The organism is Albidovulum denitrificans, from assembly GCF_002973535.1.
In the GTDB taxonomy this organism is placed as follows: domain Bacteria; phylum Pseudomonadota; class Alphaproteobacteria; order Rhodobacterales; family Rhodobacteraceae; genus Albidovulum; species Albidovulum denitrificans.
This window is the reverse complement of record NZ_PVEP01000002.1, coordinates 258280-275075: the sequence shown is the minus strand read 5'-3', so window position 1 is coordinate 275075 and position 16796 is coordinate 258280. Positions and strand designations below refer to the sequence as shown.

Genomic DNA, 16796 nt, shown 5'->3' with positions numbered 1-16796 from the left:
GCGCGCGCTCTTCCCCTTCATGCTGAGGTGGCACCGGAAACCGACAACGGAGGGCCAGTGAACCGGGTCACGAAACCGATCAGCCATGCCCTGATCCGCTATCTGCAAAAGCAGCGCGCGTCCTATGCGCCGATGGCGGTCACGCCGCTGCCGCTCTTGCGCCGTTGCCTGCGGCCTGCCGATATCCTGCTGGTCGAGGGCGACACGCGCATCTCCTCGGCGATCAAATACCTCACCACCTCTACCTGGTCGCATTCCGCGCTCTACGTCGGCGAGGGCGACGGGCGGGAGTTGATCGAGGCCGATGTGCGTGAAGGCGTCCGCTGGGCGGGGCTTGATGCCTATGCCCATCTCAACACCCGCGTCTGCCGCGCCGTGGGCCTCAGCGATGAGGACCGGGCAAAGGTCGTGGCCTATATGCGCGCCTCCCTGGGGCGGACCTATGACCTGAAGAACGTCTTTGACCTGATGCGTTACCTGCTGCCGCAGCCGCCGGTGCCACGGCGCTGGCGGCGGCAGATGCTGGCCTTCGGGTCGGGCGACCCGACCCGCGCCATCTGCTCCACCCTGATCGCCGAGGCCTATCAGTCGGTCCGCTACCCGATCCTGCCGAATATCCGCCCCGACCCGGACGACCCGCGCGGGCGCGAGATGCTGCATGTCCGCGACCACGCGCTGTTCGTGCCGCGCGACTTCGATATCTCGCCCTATTTCGCGATCATCAAGCCGACGATCGAGGGGAATTTCGACTACCGCACGCTAAGCTGGTATGAGGTCACGGGCAGCGACGCCCCTAGCCCACCGTCACCTCAAGCGTGATCTCCGCCTTCAGGAGTTTCGAGATCGGGCAGCCTTCTTTCGCCTTCTCCGCCAATTCGCGGATCTTCGCCTCGGGCGCGTCGGCCCTGGCCCACACTGTCAGATGGGCCTTCGTCACCGTCGGACTGCCTTCGGTGGCGGGGTCGAGCGTGATGGTCGATTTCGCCTCGATCTTCTCGGCGGCGATCTTCTCGCCCCCCATCAGGGCGGAAAGGAACATCGCATAGCAGGCGGCATGGGCGGCGCCGATCAACTCCTCGGGGTTGGCGCCCTTCTTGTCCTCGAACCGGGTGGCGAAGGTGTAGGAAATGCCCGACAGCGCGCCCGACTGGCTGTCGATCACCCCGTGGCCGTCCTTCAGGGAACCTGTCCAGGTGGCGGAGGCGTGTTTCTCGATCATGTCGGGTCCTTTCTGATGGCGGCCATCGCAGGCATTGCGGGGGCGTTTGGCCCAACGTCCGTCGCGCCTTCCGGTTCCCCGGCCCAGTGCATTTCCACCCGTTCCACCACGCCCCGCCGCATCTGGCGGGCAAGCTGGCGGCGCAGGATCGCCTCGCGCAGGCGCCTGCGCCAGCCGGGGCGGTGGGTGGCGATGCCCGCGGCGATGCGGTCGTTCAGGATGTCGGAGCCGAGCGTGGGGAAATCATGCAGCACCGGCGCGGGGGCAACAAAGGCCGGGCGCAGGATGGGAAAGCCCAGACCGGCAGAGCGCGAGAACATGTAATGATCGACCGGCACGTTCAGGCGGTCATGGGCCGCCAGAAGCCGCCCCGCCGCCTCGGGCGTGATCGCATAAGCGCAAGTGCCAAGGAACCCCGCCTCTTGCCGGTAAAGGCCCGCGTCATCGGCGAAGTCAATCGCGCCAAGGCGGCGGCCCATGGGAAAGCGGCGGCTCCGCTCCCCCCCCGGCCAGTGTTCCAGCTTCAGCGCGCCGATCCCGTGCGCCCGCATCAGCGCGCCAAGATCGGCCTGCGCATAGGCGGCAAAGACCGGGGCGGGGCGCGCGTCATCCTCAAGCACGATCGCCGCGCCGGTGGTCAGCGTCGCGATCCGCTGCCAAAGCTCGCGGTGGGTCTGGGAACAGCAGACATCGCCCAGCGTCGCCGGATAGTCGCGCGCCAGATCCCCGCCCCCGAACGCGGCCCAAAGCGCCTCTGCCGCCGGATCGCGCCGGTCATGGGCGCGGATGCGTTCGAACGTCAGGCCAAGGGCCGTCAGCCGCGACGACACCGCCGCCCAGCGATCCGTCGCGCGGTCGAGGTTGAGGACGAAGATGGGTAGCTGCTTTGTCATCGTCCCCGAAACCCGCGCCTGCGGTCTTTTTTTGCCCCGGTGGGCCGGAATATGGCGACAATGTGGCACGTCCGGCCCTCGCGCCCCCAAAATGCAGGGATGCCCGCCTGATTCAAGCCCGATTCGCCCGCTATCAGCGGGCTAGCAGGGCGAAAGGGACCCTTACGCGCACTCTCCCAATGGATGAATTTGTGAAAATCGCCTCAACCTTAGGCGAGTTCCTGCTGAATTGTTCCCGGTTGCAGCGAAATCAGCATCACGCACCCCGGTTTGTTCCGCATTCACGAACGCACCGTCTCCGCGCCCAAAAAAAGTCTCAATCATCCAATGAATTGTTAACGCAACCCGCAATGAATGGAGCTGCCATGTTCAAATTTTCTCTCAAGGCGCTGGCGATGGCAGCCACGCTCGGCGCCGCCTCGGCCGCGCAGGCCGGTACGATCAATTATACGCTGGACAGCGGCTGGGATCGTTTCTCGGCCGGGGCCGTTGGCACGCAGGTGACGCGCCAGTTCAGCTTCACGCTGACCCAGAACGCGATCATGACCATCGTCGATGGTTTCCTCGCCGGCGATCAGTACGAAGTCTTCTCCAACGGTGTCTCGCTCGGCACCACCTCGCTTCCCGGCACCGGGGGGACGAATACCGGCATGAACTTCGATGCCGCCCTTGCCGATGGCATTCACAGCATGGGCCGCTTCATCCTTGGTCCGGGCGCCTATATCATCTCGCTCAACGTGCTTGACCGTTCTGGTACCGACACGGCCAACCACCTCGGCGCGATCCGCGTTGATGTCGGCCAGGTGCCGGTTCCGGCGGGCGGGATGCTTCTTCTTTCCGCACTCGGCCTGATGGCGTTGCGCCGTCATCGCCGCAACGTCTGAGGCAGGCGGCGGGAAAACTATCGGCAGTCGTACACCCAAGAACCTTACCCACCCAATCCCCAAACCAAGGCGCCGTCCGCACCTCGCGGGCGGCGCCACCCGTTTCGGGGCCTGTCGCACCCGCCAGATTGACGTTTTCCACGGTTTGCGATAGGTACGCGGACGGCTCACATCCGGTGGGCTCTGTCGGGGCGCCCGAGTGTTGCGTCCCATTCTTATGCGGTCCGACACCGCACTATATGGACGCTGATGACAAAATTCTCTGACCTGAAGCTGGACCCGAAGGTCCTGAAAGCCGTTGCCGAAGCGGGCTACGAAACCCCCACACCGATCCAGGCGGGCGCGATCCCCCACGCGCTGGAAGGCAAGGACGTGCTGGGCATCGCCCAGACCGGCACCGGCAAGACGGCAAGCTTCACGCTGCCGATGATCACGCTTCTGGGCCGGGGCCGCGCGCGGGCAAGGATGCCGCGCAGCCTCGTCCTTTGCCCGACGCGGGAACTGGCCGCGCAGGTGGCGGAAAACTTCGATATCTACGCCAAGCACACCAAGCTGACCAAGGCGCTGCTGATCGGTGGCGTGTCCTTTGGCGAGCAGGACAAGCTGATCGACCGGGGCGTCGATGTGCTGATCGCGACGCCGGGGCGGCTGCTGGACCATTTCGAACGCGGCAAGCTTCTGCTGACCGGCGTGCAGATCATGGTGGTGGACGAAGCCGACCGGATGCTCGACATGGGCTTCATCCCGGATATCGAACGTATCTTCCAGCTGACGCCCTTCACCCGGCAAACGCTCTTCTTCTCGGCCACCATGGCGCCGGAGATCGAGCGGATCACCAACACCTTCCTGCACGCCCCCGCCAAGATCGAGGTCGCGCGGCAGGCCACGACCTCCGAGACGATCGAACAGCGGCTGATCGAATTCACGCCGACCCGCAAGGACCAGACCGCCAAGCAGAAGCGGGAGCTTTTGCGCGCCGTCATCACGGCGGAGGGCGAGGCCTGCACCAACGCGATCCTCTTTTGCAACCGCAAGACCGAGGTCGATATCGTCGCCAAATCGCTGAAGAAATACGGCTTCAACGCCTCGCCGATCCATGGCGACCTGGATCAGCGGCAGCGGATGCAGACGCTGGACGGGTTCCGCGACGGCTCCATCCGCTTTCTCGTGGCCTCGGACGTGGCGGCGCGGGGGCTTGATATTCCCGCCGTCAGCCATGTCTTCAACTTCGACGTGCCGAGCCATGCCGAGGATTACGTCCACCGTATCGGCCGCACCGGCCGGGCGGGCCGCAAGGGCGTGGCCGTCACCATCGCGACGCCCTCGGACCAGAAATACCTCGACGCGATCGAAAAGCTGGTGGAACGCCCCCTGCCCCGCGTCGCCCCGCCCGAGGGCTTCGCGCTAAGCGAGGCGGCGCAAAAGCCCGCCCGCAAGGACGACGACCGCAAGCCGCGCCGGGGTGCCGAGAAGACCGGCCGCAAGGACCGCCGCGACCGCCCGGTCAAGCCGCATGGCGAAGAGGCCGCGATGACGCCGGTGGAGGTCACGAAACCCGTCGAACAGGCCGCGCCGCAAGTCGAGGCACGGGATGAGGTGAAGGCGGACACCCGGCCTGAAAAGGACAACCGTGGCCGGGGCGATCGCAAGGACAACCGGCGCGACCACAAGGACGACCGCCGGGGCGGCCGTGACGACCGTGTCGTCGGCATGGGCGATCACATGCCCGATTTCCTGACCCGCAGCTTCAAGCCCAAGGCGGAAAAGGCGGACGGATAAAGCGTTTCGGGTTTGCGTTGAAAACGCAAGGATCAGGATTCGAACGAAACACGTTCGAATCCTGAGTCAGTGTAAACCCGAAATGCCATAGGGGGCCGCTGACGGCCGCCGCCTATTCCGCCGTCAAGCGGCTGACCACCACGTTGACCTCGGGCTTTTTCCCGATCTCCTCGACCGCGACCTGGCGGACGGTGCGGCGCACCGCCTCTTCCAGCTTGTCGTCATTGCCCAGCACCTTGGTGCCGGAGCGGTCCAGAAGCTCGGTCAGTTCCGCCTCAAGCACCTCGGCCAAGAGCTTGCCGTCCTTCGTGCGTTCGGGCAGGCCCATGATCTCAACCCAGGCGTCGCCCAGCGGCTGATCGCCTTCGTCAAGGATCATGGTCGCGAAGACGATCCCGTTCAGCGCCATGCGAATCCGGTCGCGCACCACGCCGTCCATCGCCCCGATCAGGACCGAGCCGTCCAGATAGGTCCGCCCCGCTTCCACATATTCGACGATGCGCGGTTCATCCCCGGTCAGGTCCACGACCGCGCCGTTGACCGCCAGTTCCGCCGCCATGCCCTTGGAAATGCCGATCTTGCAATGTTCGCGCAGGTGGCGGTGTTCGCCGTGCATCGGGATCAGGATCTTGGGCGCCAGCAGGTCATGCACCGCCTCAAGATCGGGGCGGTTGGCGTGGCCCGAGACGTGGTAAAGCCCGCCGTGATCATCCACGACATCGACGCCCATTTCCGAGAATGCGTTCATCACCCGGATCACGCCGCGTTCGTTGCCCGGAATGATCTTGGAGGAGAAGAGGAAGGTATCGCCCTCCCGCATCTCAAGCCCCAGATACTTGCCGCGCGCAAGCTGGGCCGAGGCCGCGCGGCGTTCGCCCTGGCTGCCGGTCACGATCAGCATCAGGTTTTCGCGCGGGATCTCCAGCGCCTCTTCCGGGGTCAGGATCGGCGGGAAATCGGTCAGGACGCCGGTTTCCACCGCCGCCGTCAGCATCCGCTTCATCGCGCGGCCCAGCAGGCAGACCGACCGCCCCGCCGCCCGGCCCGCTTCCGACAGCGTCTTCAGCCGCGCGACGTTGGAGGCGAAGGTGGTGGCGACCACCATGCCGTCCAGCCCCTCGATCAGCTTGGCGATGGGCTCCGCCAGCGTCGCCTCCGACCGGCCGGGCTGGGTCGAAAAGACGTTGGTCGAATCGCAGACCAGCACCTTCACGCCGTCGCCTTCATGCGCGATGCGGTGCCATTCCGCGGGGTCGAAGGGCTCACCGACGATGGGCGTGCCATCCAGCTTGAAGTCGCCGGTATGGACGATCCGCCCGGCGGGCGTGTCGATCACAAGGGCGGCGCTTTCGGGGATCGAGTGACTGACCGGGACGAATTGTACGCGGAACGGTCCCGCCTCGACCGTCTCAGGCCGGGGCTTCACGACCTTGATCTTGTCAAGCGGCTGGCCCTGTTCCTCCATCTTCAGCGTGGCGATGGCGGCCGTGAAGGCGCGGGCATAGATCGGCGCCTTCAGACGCGGCCAGAGAAGGCCGAGGGCTCCGACGTGATCCTCGTGCGCGTGGGTGATGAAGATCGCCTCAACCCGGTCCGCATTCTCCGCCAGCCAGTCCATGTCGGCCATGATGAGGTCGATACCGGGAGAGCCGTCCATGTCGCCGAAGGTCACGCCGAGATCGACGACGATCAGCCTCTCCTGCCCTTCCGGGCCGTAGCCGTAGACATAGGCGTTCATGCCGATTTCACCGGCGCCGCCAAGCGGCAGGTAGATCAGGCGGTTCTTGGTCATGCGGTGTCCCGTTCCCGGTTGTAGCGGTAAATCAGTTCAAGGCCGTGCATCGTCAGATCGTCCTCGACACTGTCGAAAATGTCGGTCCCCTGATCGAACAGCGGCGCAAGGCCGCCCGTGGCGATGACCTTCATCGGCCGGTCCCGTTCGATGCGGATCTGGCGCACGATCCCTTCGACAAGGCCGACATATCCCCAATAGATGCCCGACTGCATACAGGCAACCGTGTTGGTCCCGATGGCGACCTGCGGCTTTGTCACATCGACATGGGGCAGCGCGGCGGCGGCCATGTGCAGCGCCTCGAGCGAGGTGTTGACGCCGGGCGAGATGACGCCGCCGATATAGGCACCATCGGTGTCCACCACGTCGAAGGTCGTGGCGGTGCCGAAATCCACAAGGATCAGGTCGCCGCCATGCCGGTCAAAGCCCGCGACGGTGTTGACCAGGCGGTCGGGGCCGACCGTCGCCCCCTGATCGACACGGGGCGCGACCGGCAGCGCGCAGTCGGGCTTGCCCACGACCAGCGGGCGGCAGTTGAAGTAACGGTCGCACAGGACGCGCAGGTTGAAGACCACGCGCGGCACGGTCGATGAGATGACGCAGGCGTCGATCTCCACCGGGACCTTGTGATGTTCCATCAGCGTCACGAACCAGACGAAATACTGGTCCGCCGTGCGCTGATGTTCGGTCGAGGTGCGCAGCGTGCAGACAAAGCGCGTGCCGTCCCAGACCGAAAAGACGGTATTGGTATTGCCGGTGTCGATGCACAGAAGCATGGGCAGGCCCCCTCAGAAATAGACATCCGCCGCCGGGATCACCCGACGGCCCTGCGGCGTGGCGAGGACAAGCGCGCCGTCCTCGGCGATGGTTTCGAACGTGCCTTCGAAAATCTCGGTCCCGGTGCGCGCGGTGATCGGCTGGCCGATGCGGGCGGCGCGGTCCAGCCAGGCGGTGCGGATCGGGGCGAAGCCATAGGTGGCCAGCTGCCGTTCCCACCTGTCGAAGGCGTTGGCGAGGGGGGCGAGGAACTCCTCGGGCGGGATGCGCAGCCCGGTTTCGCCCAGAAGCGAGGCCGCCGGATGGGCGCCGGGTTCCAGCACCTCGGGCGGCGGCGCTTCGGCCAGGTTCACGCCGATGCCGATGGCAAGGTGGCTGACCGCCCCGCCCTGCCCCGCGCTTTCCAGAAGGATGCCCGCGACCTTGCCGCCGTTCAGCAGCACGTCGTTGGGCCATTTCAGCCGCAGCGTCACCCCCGGCCCGGCCACCAGCGCCAGCGCGTCGGCCAGCGCCAGCGCCGCGACGAAGCTGCGCTGCGCGGCCTCTTGCGGGGTGCCGGAGGGGCGCATCACCAGCGTGGCGCCGAAATTGCCGTCAGGCGCCGCCCAGCCGCGCCCGCGCCGTCCGCGCGCCGCAGTCTGGCGATGGGCGAAGATCCAGGTCGGCTGGGTCAGGCCGGGCGCCATCCGCGCGGCCTCGGCATTGGTGCTGTCAACCTCGGCGAGGGCGTGGCGGGCCACGCCCTCGGGCCAGGCGAAGGGGTCGGTCACCGGGTCAGTGGACAAGCGCTTCGGCAGCCGCCGCGGCGGCGCCCTCGATCCCGAAGAGGTTGACGACACCGACCACCATGATGACGGCAGAGGCCATCAGGAGAAGCCATTGCGCGGGCATCATCCGCGTGTCCAGCGCGTCCGTCTCGGTTCCGAAATACATGTAGTAGACGATGCGCAGGTAGTAGAACGCGCCGATGACCGAGGCGACCGCACCGGCCAGCGCCAGCAGGATCATGTGCGAATTCACCGCCGCCATCAGCACGCCGAACTTGGCGAAGAAGCCCAGCATCGGCGGCACACCGGCCAGGCTGAACATCAGGATCAGCAGCGCGAAGGCCTTCACCGGCTCGCGCTTGGAATAAAGGTTCAGCGCGGCGATGTCGGTCACGGGCGCGCCGTCGCGTTCCATCGACAGGATGAAGGCGAAGGTGCCGACGTTCATGGTGACATAGACCGCCATGTAGATCAGCATCGCCTGAACGCCTTCCTGCGTTCCGGAAGCAAGGCCCACCAGCGCAAAGCCCATATGGGCGATCGAGGAATAGGCCATCAGCCGCTTGATATTCGTCTGCCCGATCGCGGCGATGGCACCAAGGAACATCGACAGCACCGCCAGAAGCGCGATCACCTGCCCCCAGTCACCGGCGGCGGGGCCGAAACCTTCCTGCATCAGCCGCGCCAGCATCGCCATCGCGGCCATCTTGGGCGCGGTGGCGAAGAAGGCGGTGACCGGCGTGGGGGAGCCTTCGTAGACATCCGGCGTCCACATGTGGAACGGCACCGCCGAGACCTTGAAGGCGATCCCGGTGATGAGGAAGACAAGGCCGAAGAGCAGACCGATGGAGACATGGTCGCCCTGAATGGTGGCGAGGATGCCGGAGAAGACCGTCGTGCCGGTGAAGCCATAGGTCAGCGAGGCGCCGTAAAGCAGCAGGCCCGACGAAAGCGCGCCAAGGACGAAGTATTTCAGGCCCGCTTCGGTCGATTTCACGCTGTCGCGCCGCAGCGCCGCGACGACGTAAAGCGACAGGGATTGCAGCTCAAGCCCCATGTAAAGCGACATCAGGTCGCCCGCCGAGACCATGATCATCATCCCCACCACGGCGAAATTCACCAGCAGCGGAAACTCGAACCGCCCCAGACCGCGGCGCTGGACGTAATCCTGGCTCATCACCAGGACGGCGGCGGCGGCAAGAAGCACCGTCACCTTGCCGAAGCGTGAAAAGGCGTCGTCGATGAAGGCGCCGTTGAAGGCCAGCGCCTCACCCGAACCCGACAGGCCGATCCAGGCGGCGACGCCGACGAAGATGGCCGAGGTCGCCCAGGTCAGCGTCCCGGTCAGCTCGTCCTTGCCGGTATAGGCGGCGCCCAGAAGGGCGGCCATGCCGTAAAGGACCAGGACCACTTCGGGGAGGATGGCGGAGAAATCGGCAGAGATCATCGCGGGTCGTCCTTAGTGGCTGGCCACCTGCGCCGCATCCGCGACGGCAGGCAGGGAGGCATGGTATTCGGAGATGAGCGCGCCCACCGACGGCCCGATGATGTCGGTCACAAGGCGGGGATAGACGCCAAGAAGCAGGGTCATCGCAACCAGCGGCGCAAAGATCAGCTTTTCGCGCCCGGTCAGGTCGGTGATCGTCTTCAGGCTTTCCTTGATGAGATCGCCGAAGACCACCCGGCGATAAAGCCAAAGCGCGTAGGAGGCGCTGAGGATCACGCCCGAAGTGGCGAAAAGCGCGGTCCAGGTAGAGACCTGGAAGACCCCCATCAGCGTCAGGAATTCGCCGACAAAGCCGGAGGTGCCGGGCAGGCCGACATTGGCCATGGTGAAGAACATGAAGATCAGCGCATAGGCGGGCATCCGGTTCACCAGACCGCCATAGGCGTCGATCTCGCGCGTGTGCATCCGGTCATAGATCACGCCGACGCAAAGGAAGAGCGCGCCGGAGATGAAGCCGTGCGACAGCATCTGGAAGATCGCGCCGTCGATGCCCTGCTGGTTCGCCGCGAAGATGCCCATGGTGACGTAGCCCATATGGGCGACGGACGAATAGGCGATCAGCTTCTTCATGTCCGCCTGCGCCAGCGCCACCAGAGAGGTGTAGACGATGGCGATGGCCGACAGCCAGAAGATGAAGCCGGACATCTGGTCCGAGGCGATGGGGAACATCGGCAGGCTGAAGCGCAGGAAGCCGTAGCCCCCCATCTTCAGCAGGATCGCCGCCAGCACCACGGAGCCCGCCGTCGGCGCCTGAACGTGCGCGTCGGGCAGCCAGGTGTGGACCGGCCACATCGGCATCTTCACCGCGAAGCTGGCGAAGAAGGCGATCCACAGCAGCGTCTGCATCCCGCCGACGATGTGGAAGCCGAGGATGTTCAGCGTCTCGGACGCGAACTGGTGGTTCAGCAGCGTCGGAATATCCGTCGTCCCCGCATCCACATACATCGCGATCATCGCGACCAGCATCAGGACCGAGCCGAGGAAGGTGTAAAGGAAGAACTTGAAGGCCGCGTAGATCCGGTCCTTGCCGCCCCAGATGCCGATGATGAGGAACATCGGGATCAGTCCCGCCTCGAAGAAGAGGTAGAAAAGGACGAGGTCGAGCGCCACGAAGACGCCGATCATCAGCCCTTCGAGGACAAGGAAGGCGACCATGTATTCCTTGACGCGGGTATCCACCTCCCATGTCGCGAGGATGGTGATCGGCATCAGGAAGGTCGTCAGCAGAACAAAGAGGATGGAAATCCCGTCCACCCCGACCTTGTACTTCAGGCCAAAGATCCACTCATGCTCCTCGACAAGCTGGAAGTCCGTGTTGGAGGGCGTGAAGCCCGCCAGCAGGAAAAGCGAGACCAGGAAGGTCACCGTCGTCGCGATCAGCGCCAGCCACTTGGCATTGCGCTGTGCCGCCGGGTCGTTGCCCTTCAGGAACAGGGCCAGGATCGCCGCCGCGACGAGGGGAACGAAAGTGATGATGGAAATCAGGTTTTCCATTAGTGCGCGCCCCCCGAGAGCGTCATCCAGAGAAGAAGGACCGCGATCCCGATAACCATCGCGAAGGCGTAGGTGAAGATGTAGCCCGACTGAAGCCGCGCCGCGATCCGGGTCAGCATCGGCACGAAACCGATGGCCACCCCGTTGATCGTCCCGTCGATGACGTCGCCGTCGCCCTTCTTCCACAGGAAGTTGCCAAGCCAGCGCGCCGGGCGGATGAAGACGGCCTCATAAATCTCGTCGAAGTACCATTTGTTGAGCAGGAACCGGTAAAGGATCGGCTGCTGCGCGGCCAGACGGCCGGGGATCGACGGATCGCGGATATAGAAGACCCAGGCGGTGAAGAAGCCGATCAGCATGGCGATGAAGGGCGAGACCTTGACCCAGGCCGGTGCGTGGTGGGCGTTGTCGAAGACGGTATTCGTCGCCTCGGACATGAAGATCGCGCCTGCGGGGGCATGCTCGATCGTCGTGTCGGTGGTGTGGTCGTCCCCGGTATTCGCCGCCTGTTCCGTCGTCGCGGCCTCAACCGCGGTGCCTTCGGCGGGCGCCGCCGCGTGATCCGCCGCCTGCACCTCATGCTGCGGCATGGCGAAGAAGGACAGCATCCGCTCATGATCGCCGAAGAACGGCTTGTACCAGAGCATCCCGGCGAAGATCGCGCCAAGCGCCAGCACGCCAAGCGGAACGGTCATGACGGCCGGGCTTTCATGGGCATGTTCATGCGCGTGATGATCGCCACGTTCCTTGCCGTAGAAGGTCAGGAACATCAGCCGCCAGGAATAGAAGCTGGTGAAAAGCGCCGCGACGACAAGCGCCCAGAAGGCGAACCCGTTGCCCGTCCCCCAGGCGCTTTCGATGATCGCGTCCTTCGACAGGAAGCCCGCGAAGCCGATCGAGGTCAGCGGGATGCCGACGCCGGTGATGGCCAGCGTGCCGATCATCATCGCCCAGAAGGTCAGCGGGATCTTCTTGCGCAGATTGCCGTAGTTCCGCATGTCCTGTTCGTGGTGCATCGCGTGGATGACCGAACCCGCACCAAGAAACAGCATCGCCTTGAAGAAGGCATGCGTCAGCAGGTGGAACATCGCCGCCGAATAGATCCCCGCGCCGGCGGCCACGAACATGTAGCCCAGCTGCGAACAGGTCGAATAGGCGATGACGCGCTTGATGTCGTTCTGCACCAGACCGACGGTGGCGGCGAAGAAGGCCGTCGCCGCGCCGATATAGATCACGAATGTCTTCGCCTCGGGCGCGTATTCGAACAGGGGCGACATGCGGCAGACAAGGAAGACGCCCGCCGTCACCATGGTCGCGGCGTGGATCAGCGCCGAGACCGGCGTCGGGCCTTCCATCGCGTCCGGCAGCCAGGTGTGCAGGAACAACTGCGCCGACTTACCCATCGCGCCGATGAAAAGGAGGAAGGCCAGAAGGTTGGCCGCGTTCCAGTCGGTCCAGAGGAAGCCGAGCCGCGTTTCCGCCAGCGTCGGCGCGGCGGCAAAGACATCGTCCATCAGGATCGAGTCGGTCAGGTAGAAAAGCCCGAAGATGCCAAGCGCGAAACCGAAGTCCCCCACCCGGTTCACGACGAAGGCCTTGATCGCGGCGGCGTTGGCCGAGGGCTTCTTGTAGTAGAACCCGATCAGCAAATAGGACGCGACGCCCACGCCTTCCCAGCCGAAGAACATCTGCGCCAGGTTGTCGGCCGTCACCAGCGCCAGCATGGCGAAGGTGAAGAACGACAGATAGGCGAAGAAACGCGCCTTGTAATGCTCGTGATGGCCCCAGTTCTCGTCATGGGCCATGTAGCCCCAGGAATAGAGGTGGACGAGGCTGGAGACGGTCGTCACCACGATCAGCATGATGGTGGTCAGCCGATCGACCCGGATCGACCAGGCGGTATCGAGGCTGCCGGACTGGATCCAGTCGAGGACGTGAATGTGCTGGGTGGTGCCGTCGAAGCCCAGGAAGACGATCCAGGACATCAGGCAGGCGAGGAACAGAACCCCCGTCGTCAGCGCCATCGCCGCCGTTTCGCCGATGATCCGCCAGCCGAACCCCGCGATGATCGCGGCGACAAGAGGCGCAAGAACAATGATCGTTTCCATGGCCCCTTAGCCTTTCATCACGTTGGCGTCTTCGACGTCGATGGTGCCGCGGTTGCGGAAGAAGCAGACGAGGATCGCCAGGCCGATCGCGGCCTCGGCGGCGGCGACGGTCAGGACGAACATCGTGAAGACCTGCCCCACGAGGTCGTGCAGGAAGGACGAAAACGCGACGAAGTTGATGTTCACCGCCAGAAGCATCAGTTCCAGCGACATCAGGATGACGATGACGTTCTTCCGGTTCAGGAAGATGCCGAAGATGCCGATCACGAAAAGTGCGGCGGCAACGCCAAGGTAATGTGTCAATCCGATCATTCTCGTCCCTCCGGGCGCCTCAGCGCACCCTGTGTCGTCTTTCCGTTCTCTCTCGCGCGCCCCGGACCTGATCCGCGACCCCTGTCGTCATCCCCGGCCGGGCCGGGAGGTATATCGCCGCACTCCCCGTAGGATGGGCGATATCGCCCATCCTCAAAGCCCCTGCCCCGGCTTCACGTCCTTCAGCTCCATCGCCTTGGCCGGGTCGCGCCACATCTGGTCCAGCACGTTCTGGCGCTTGACGTTCGGGCGGTGGCGCAGCGTCAGGACGATCGCCCCGATCATCGCGACCAGCAGCACAAGGCCGGAAAGCTGGAACATCAGGATATAGCGGTCATAGATCAGCAGCCCCAGCGCGGCGGTGTTATGCACCCCCTCCGGCGTCGCGGCGGCGCGCATCGTCTCGGCCGTGTCGGCCGTCGTCCAGGCGCCGAAGGCCACGCCAAGCTCCATCAGGATCACGACGCCGATCAGAAGGCCCAGGGGCATGTAGCGCGCCATCTCGCCCTTCAGCTCGGCGAAATCGACGTCAAGCATCATGACGACGAAAAGGAACAGCACCGCCACCGCGCCGACATAGACGATCATCAGAAGCATCGCCACGAACTCTGCCCCCAGCAGGACGAAAAGACCCGCCGAGGAGAGGAAGGCGAGGATCAGCCAAAGGACCGAATGAACCGGGTTTCGTGACAGGACCACCATCAGGCCCGCCGCCACCACGGTAATGGCGAAGAGGTAGAAGGCGAAAACCGCGACCGTCATGCGTCGTCCCCCGCTTTGTCACCGACCTCATCGAAAACGCCCTGGGCGATTTCGAGGGCCTTGGTCATGGCGGGCACCCCGCCGAACATGCTCATCTGATAGATCACTTCCGCGATCTCGCGTTTCGTGGCCCCTGCCTCCAGCGCGTGCCGGATGGTCAGGCGCATCTGCGGTTCGCCCTGCGCGCCAAGGACCGTCAGCGCCGCGACCGTGACCAGAAGCCGGGTCTTGGCGTCCAGCCCCTCGCGGTTGAAGGTCTTGCCGAACCACATTTCCATCATGTCCTTGGACATGGTGGGCCAGATCTTGTCAAAGCCCGCGACCGAGAAATTCTCAAGCGCAGGGTTCAGGGTGCGGGCCATTTCCTGGCCCTGCTCCATCATCTGCGCGAAAAGTTTCTGGAAGGCGTCGGTCATTGCGACACCTCCGTCGCCGCCAAGCCACCGCCCGTGCGCAAGCACGGGCGGGGCCCGCCCGCCTCGGTCGGGCGCCGCCCGTGCATCCCAAGCGGGGCGCGATATGCGCAACGATGGCTCATCTGTAAGGCGCGTCCAGTTCCAGGTTGCGGGCGATCTCGGCCTCCCAGCGGGCGCCGTTGTCGAGGAGTTTCGCCTTGTCGTAGAACAGCTCCTCGCGCGTCTCAGTGGCGAATTCGAAATTCGGCCCCTCGACAATGGCATCGACCGGGCAGGCCTCCTGACAGAAACCGCAATAGATGCATTTCGTCATGTCGATGTCGTAGCGCGTGGTGCGGCGGCTGCCATCCTCACGCGGTTCGGCGTCGATGGTGATCGCCTGCGCCGGGCAGATCGCCTCGCAAAGCTTGCAGGCGATGCAGCGTTCCTCGCCATTGGGATAGCGGCGCAGCGCATGTTCGCCACGGAAGCGGGGAGAAAGCGGCCCCTTTTCATGCGGGTAGTTCAGCGTCGCCTTGGGGGCGAAGAAGTATTTGAAGCCCAGCTTGAAGCCTACGAGGAAATCCCAGAGCAGGAAGTACTTCGCGGCGCGGCCATAATCGACATTCGCCATATCAGCCCCCAATCGCCCAGCGCGCCCAGAAGCCGCCAAGCACTTCGAATTTCGCGAGGAAGGACACGATCACCACCCAGCCGATGGAGAGCGGCAGGAACACCTTCCAGCCGATCCGCATCAACTGGTCGTAGCGGTAGCGCGGGACGATCGCCTTCACCATCGCGAAGAGGAAGAAGAAGACCCACATCTTGCCGACCATCCACCACCAGCCATCGGCGATGAACGGGATGGGCGACAGCCAGCCGCCGAAGAACAGCAGCGAAATCAGCGCGCACATCAGGAAGATGGCGATGTATTCGCCAGCCATGAAGAGAAGGTAGGGGGTCGAGGAATATTCGACCATGAAGCCGGCGACGAGTTCCGATTCCGCTTCCGGAAGGTCGAAGGGCGGGCGGTTGGTTTCCGCCAGAGCGGAGACGAAGAACAGCACCACCATCGGCAGGTGCGGCAGCCAGTACCAGTTGAAAAGGCCGAAATCCCCCTCTTGCGCCGCGACGATGTCGGAGAAGTTCAGCGACCCGGTGGAGATGATGACACCGACGATGATCAGGCCCAGCGACACCTCGTAGGAAATCATCTGCGCGGCCGAGCGCAGCGAGCCGAGGAACGGGTATTTGGAGTTCGAGGCCCAGCCACCCATGATGACGCCGTAGACCTCAAGCGAGGAAATCGCGAAGACGAAGAGGATCGCCACGTTGATGTCCGACAGGACCCAGCCGGAATCGAAGGGGATCACCGCCCAGGCGAGGATGGCCAGCACGAAGGACAGCATCGGCGCAAGGAAGAAGACGAACTTGTCCGACCCGGCGGGGACGACGATTTCCTTGACGACGTATTTCAGCGCGTCGGCCACCGATTGCAGGATGCCGAAGGCGCCGACCACGTTCGGCCCCCGGCGCATCTGCACCGCGGCCCAGATCTTGCGGTCGCCATAGACCAGGAACAGGAGCGAGATCATCACGAAGGCGACGATGCCCACGCATTGGACCACGATCAGAAGGAAGGTCCCCAAGGGTGTTGCCAGAAATTCAGCCATTCTCGATTCCTCAGACCGTCCGTCTCATGCCGTTGGTATGCCGTTTTCGGCGCAGTCGGAGACCGCCACTTCCGCGTCGATCGTCCTCAGCCCGCTCGGCAGTGCTGGCGAGATGCTGTAAACAGCATCCGCGATCCAAACACCACCCTCTTCCTTCACGTTCGTGCGCAGCTTGCGCGCAAAACCCGCGTCTTTTTGAAGCGCATAGCCCGCAACGATGCAGGTGACATAGGCGTCTATGTCGGCCGCATCGCGCGGCGCGCGCATCCTGACCGCAAAGCCGTAAAGATCGCCGCCCAGCCCCACCGGCTCGGCGCCCAGATAGACGGGTTCACGGGTCGCATCCGGGCGCGGCTTGCCGTCCGTCGCGGCACAGGCCGCGAGCGTCGGCAGAAAGACCGCCAGCATCCCGGAAATCAGAGCGCCCCGCATCC

General features: G+C 64.5%; 17 protein-coding genes. 3 read left to right on the top strand and 14 right to left on the bottom strand.

The features are described 5' to 3' along the window. Window positions 1-57: 57 nt before the first annotated feature. Window positions 58-819, top strand: a complete 762-nt coding sequence (locus LX70_RS07075; RefSeq protein ID WP_245884977.1) for a YiiX/YebB-like N1pC/P60 family cysteine hydrolase — start codon at window positions 58-60, stop codon at window positions 817-819. Here LX70_RS07075 and LX70_RS07070 read toward each other — a convergent pair. Further along, window positions 794-1219 carry an OsmC family peroxiredoxin gene (locus tag LX70_RS07070; protein ID WP_105513854.1) on the bottom strand — a complete coding sequence of 142 codons (426 nt, stop codon included), beginning with the start codon at window positions 1217-1219 and terminating at the stop codon, window positions 794-796. The two genes, LX70_RS07075 and LX70_RS07070, sit on opposite strands and share 26 nt — an antisense overlap. After that, on the bottom strand, window positions 1216-2112 hold the full coding sequence (locus tag LX70_RS07065) for a glycosyltransferase family 25 protein (protein WP_105513853.1): 897 nt from the start codon (window positions 2110-2112) through the stop codon (window positions 1216-1218). The genes LX70_RS07070 and LX70_RS07065 overlap by 4 nt, the downstream gene beginning before the upstream one ends. A gap of 365 nt (window positions 2113-2477) precedes the next feature. Between LX70_RS07065 and LX70_RS07060 the strand changes: the two genes are divergently transcribed. Beyond that, window positions 2478-2996 (top strand): hypothetical protein, encoded by a 519-nt coding sequence (locus tag LX70_RS07060; protein ID WP_105513852.1) that lies wholly within the window; start codon window positions 2478-2480, stop codon window positions 2994-2996. 249 nt (window positions 2997-3245) lie between these two features. Next, window positions 3246-4775, top strand: a complete 1530-nt coding sequence (locus LX70_RS07055) for a DEAD/DEAH box helicase (RefSeq protein ID WP_105513851.1) — start codon at window positions 3246-3248, stop codon at window positions 4773-4775. A gap of 112 nt (window positions 4776-4887) precedes the next feature. Here LX70_RS07055 and LX70_RS07050 read toward each other — a convergent pair whose 3' ends face one another. The 12 genes from LX70_RS07050 to LX70_RS06995 form a co-directional block, all read right to left on the bottom strand. Continuing rightward, on the bottom strand, window positions 4888-6567 hold the full coding sequence (locus tag LX70_RS07050) for a ribonuclease J (protein WP_105513850.1): 1680 nt from the start codon (window positions 6565-6567) through the stop codon (window positions 4888-4890). After that, complete coding sequence (locus LX70_RS07045; protein ID WP_105513849.1) at window positions 6564-7343, bottom strand: type III pantothenate kinase; 780 nt, start codon at window positions 7341-7343, stop codon at window positions 6564-6566. Before LX70_RS07045 ends, LX70_RS07050 begins: the two co-directional genes overlap by 4 nt. A gap of 12 nt (window positions 7344-7355) precedes the next feature. Then, window positions 7356-8114: a biotin--[acetyl-CoA-carboxylase] ligase gene (locus tag LX70_RS07040; RefSeq protein WP_105513848.1), complete on the bottom strand. Its 759-nt coding sequence runs from the start codon at window positions 8112-8114 to the stop codon at window positions 7356-7358. A 4-nt stretch (window positions 8115-8118) separates the two neighbouring features. Then, a complete protein-coding gene (gene nuoN / locus LX70_RS07035; protein ID WP_105513847.1) occupies window positions 8119-9558 on the bottom strand; it encodes an NADH-quinone oxidoreductase subunit NuoN in 1440 nt (479 codons plus the stop codon). A gap of 12 nt (window positions 9559-9570) precedes the next feature. Then, the gene (locus tag LX70_RS07030) at window positions 9571-11112 is read right to left on the bottom strand and encodes an NADH-quinone oxidoreductase subunit M (RefSeq protein WP_105513846.1); all 1542 of its coding nucleotides are present in this window, start codon (window positions 11110-11112) and stop codon (window positions 9571-9573) included. Further along, the gene (gene nuoL, locus LX70_RS07025) at window positions 11112-13220 is read right to left on the bottom strand and encodes an NADH-quinone oxidoreductase subunit L (RefSeq protein ID WP_105513845.1); all 2109 of its coding nucleotides are present in this window, start codon (window positions 13218-13220) and stop codon (window positions 11112-11114) included. The genes LX70_RS07030 and nuoL overlap by 1 nt, the downstream gene beginning before the upstream one ends. A 6-nt stretch (window positions 13221-13226) precedes the next feature. Then, window positions 13227-13532 (bottom strand): NADH-quinone oxidoreductase subunit NuoK, encoded by a 306-nt coding sequence (nuoK, locus tag LX70_RS07020; RefSeq protein WP_105513844.1) that lies wholly within the window; start codon window positions 13530-13532, stop codon window positions 13227-13229. Between the two features lie 153 nt (window positions 13533-13685). Further along, on the bottom strand, window positions 13686-14294 hold the full coding sequence (locus tag LX70_RS07015) for an NADH-quinone oxidoreductase subunit J (protein ID WP_105513843.1): 609 nt from the start codon (window positions 14292-14294) through the stop codon (window positions 13686-13688). Next, window positions 14291-14710, bottom strand: a complete 420-nt coding sequence (locus LX70_RS07010) for a carboxymuconolactone decarboxylase family protein (protein ID WP_105513842.1) — start codon at window positions 14708-14710, stop codon at window positions 14291-14293. The genes LX70_RS07015 and LX70_RS07010 overlap by 4 nt, the downstream gene beginning before the upstream one ends. Window positions 14711-14828: 118 nt before the next feature. Beyond that, on the bottom strand, window positions 14829-15323 hold the full coding sequence (gene nuoI, locus LX70_RS07005; RefSeq protein ID WP_105513841.1) for an NADH-quinone oxidoreductase subunit NuoI: 495 nt from the start codon (window positions 15321-15323) through the stop codon (window positions 14829-14831). A 1-nt stretch (window position 15324) separates the two neighbouring features. Next, entirely contained in the window at window positions 15325-16362 is a 1038-nt protein-coding gene (gene nuoH, locus LX70_RS07000) for an NADH-quinone oxidoreductase subunit NuoH (protein WP_105513840.1), read from the bottom strand. A 24-nt stretch (window positions 16363-16386) separates the two neighbouring features. Next, entirely contained in the window at window positions 16387-16794 is a 408-nt protein-coding gene (locus LX70_RS06995) for a hypothetical protein (RefSeq protein ID WP_105513839.1), read from the bottom strand. Window positions 16795-16796 lie beyond the last annotated feature (2 nt).

Bases quoted from the DNA above. Each gene is read 5' to 3' on its own strand.
- LX70_RS07070 (WP_105513854.1), bottom strand. From the start codon at position 1,219: ATGATCGAGAAACACGCCTCCGCCACCTGGACAGGTTCCCTGAAGGAC.
- LX70_RS07065 (WP_105513853.1), bottom strand. From the start codon at position 2,112: ATGACAAAGCAGCTACCCATCTTCGTCCTCAACCTCGACCGCGCGACG.
- LX70_RS07060 (WP_105513852.1), top strand. From the start codon at position 2,478: ATGTTCAAATTTTCTCTCAAGGCGCTGGCGATGGCAGCCACGCTCGGC.
- LX70_RS07055 (WP_105513851.1), top strand. From the start codon at position 3,246: ATGACAAAATTCTCTGACCTGAAGCTGGACCCGAAGGTCCTGAAAGCC.
- LX70_RS07050 (WP_105513850.1), bottom strand. From the start codon at position 6,567: ATGACCAAGAACCGCCTGATCTACCTGCCGCTTGGCGGCGCCGGTGAA.
- LX70_RS07045 (WP_105513849.1), bottom strand. From the start codon at position 7,343: ATGCTTCTGTGCATCGACACCGGCAATACCAATACCGTCTTTTCGGTC.
- nuoN (WP_105513847.1), bottom strand. From the start codon at position 9,558: ATGATCTCTGCCGATTTCTCCGCCATCCTCCCCGAAGTGGTCCTGGTC.
- LX70_RS07030 (WP_105513846.1), bottom strand. From the start codon at position 11,112: ATGGAAAACCTGATTTCCATCATCACTTTCGTTCCCCTCGTCGCGGCG.
- nuoL (WP_105513845.1), bottom strand. From the start codon at position 13,220: ATGGAAACGATCATTGTTCTTGCGCCTCTTGTCGCCGCGATCATCGCG.
- nuoK (WP_105513844.1), bottom strand. From the start codon at position 13,532: ATGATCGGATTGACACATTACCTTGGCGTTGCCGCCGCACTTTTCGTG.
- LX70_RS07015 (WP_105513843.1), bottom strand. From the start codon at position 14,294: ATGACGGTCGCGGTTTTCGCCTTCTACCTCTTCGCCATTACCGTGGTG.
- LX70_RS07010 (WP_105513842.1), bottom strand. From the start codon at position 14,710: ATGACCGACGCCTTCCAGAAACTTTTCGCGCAGATGATGGAGCAGGGC.
- nuoI (WP_105513841.1), bottom strand. From the start codon at position 15,323: ATGGCGAATGTCGATTATGGCCGCGCCGCGAAGTACTTCCTGCTCTGG.
- nuoH (WP_105513840.1), bottom strand. From the start codon at position 16,362: ATGGCTGAATTTCTGGCAACACCCTTGGGGACCTTCCTTCTGATCGTG.
- LX70_RS06995 (WP_105513839.1), bottom strand. From the start codon at position 16,794: ATGCGGGGCGCTCTGATTTCCGGGATGCTGGCGGTCTTTCTGCCGACG.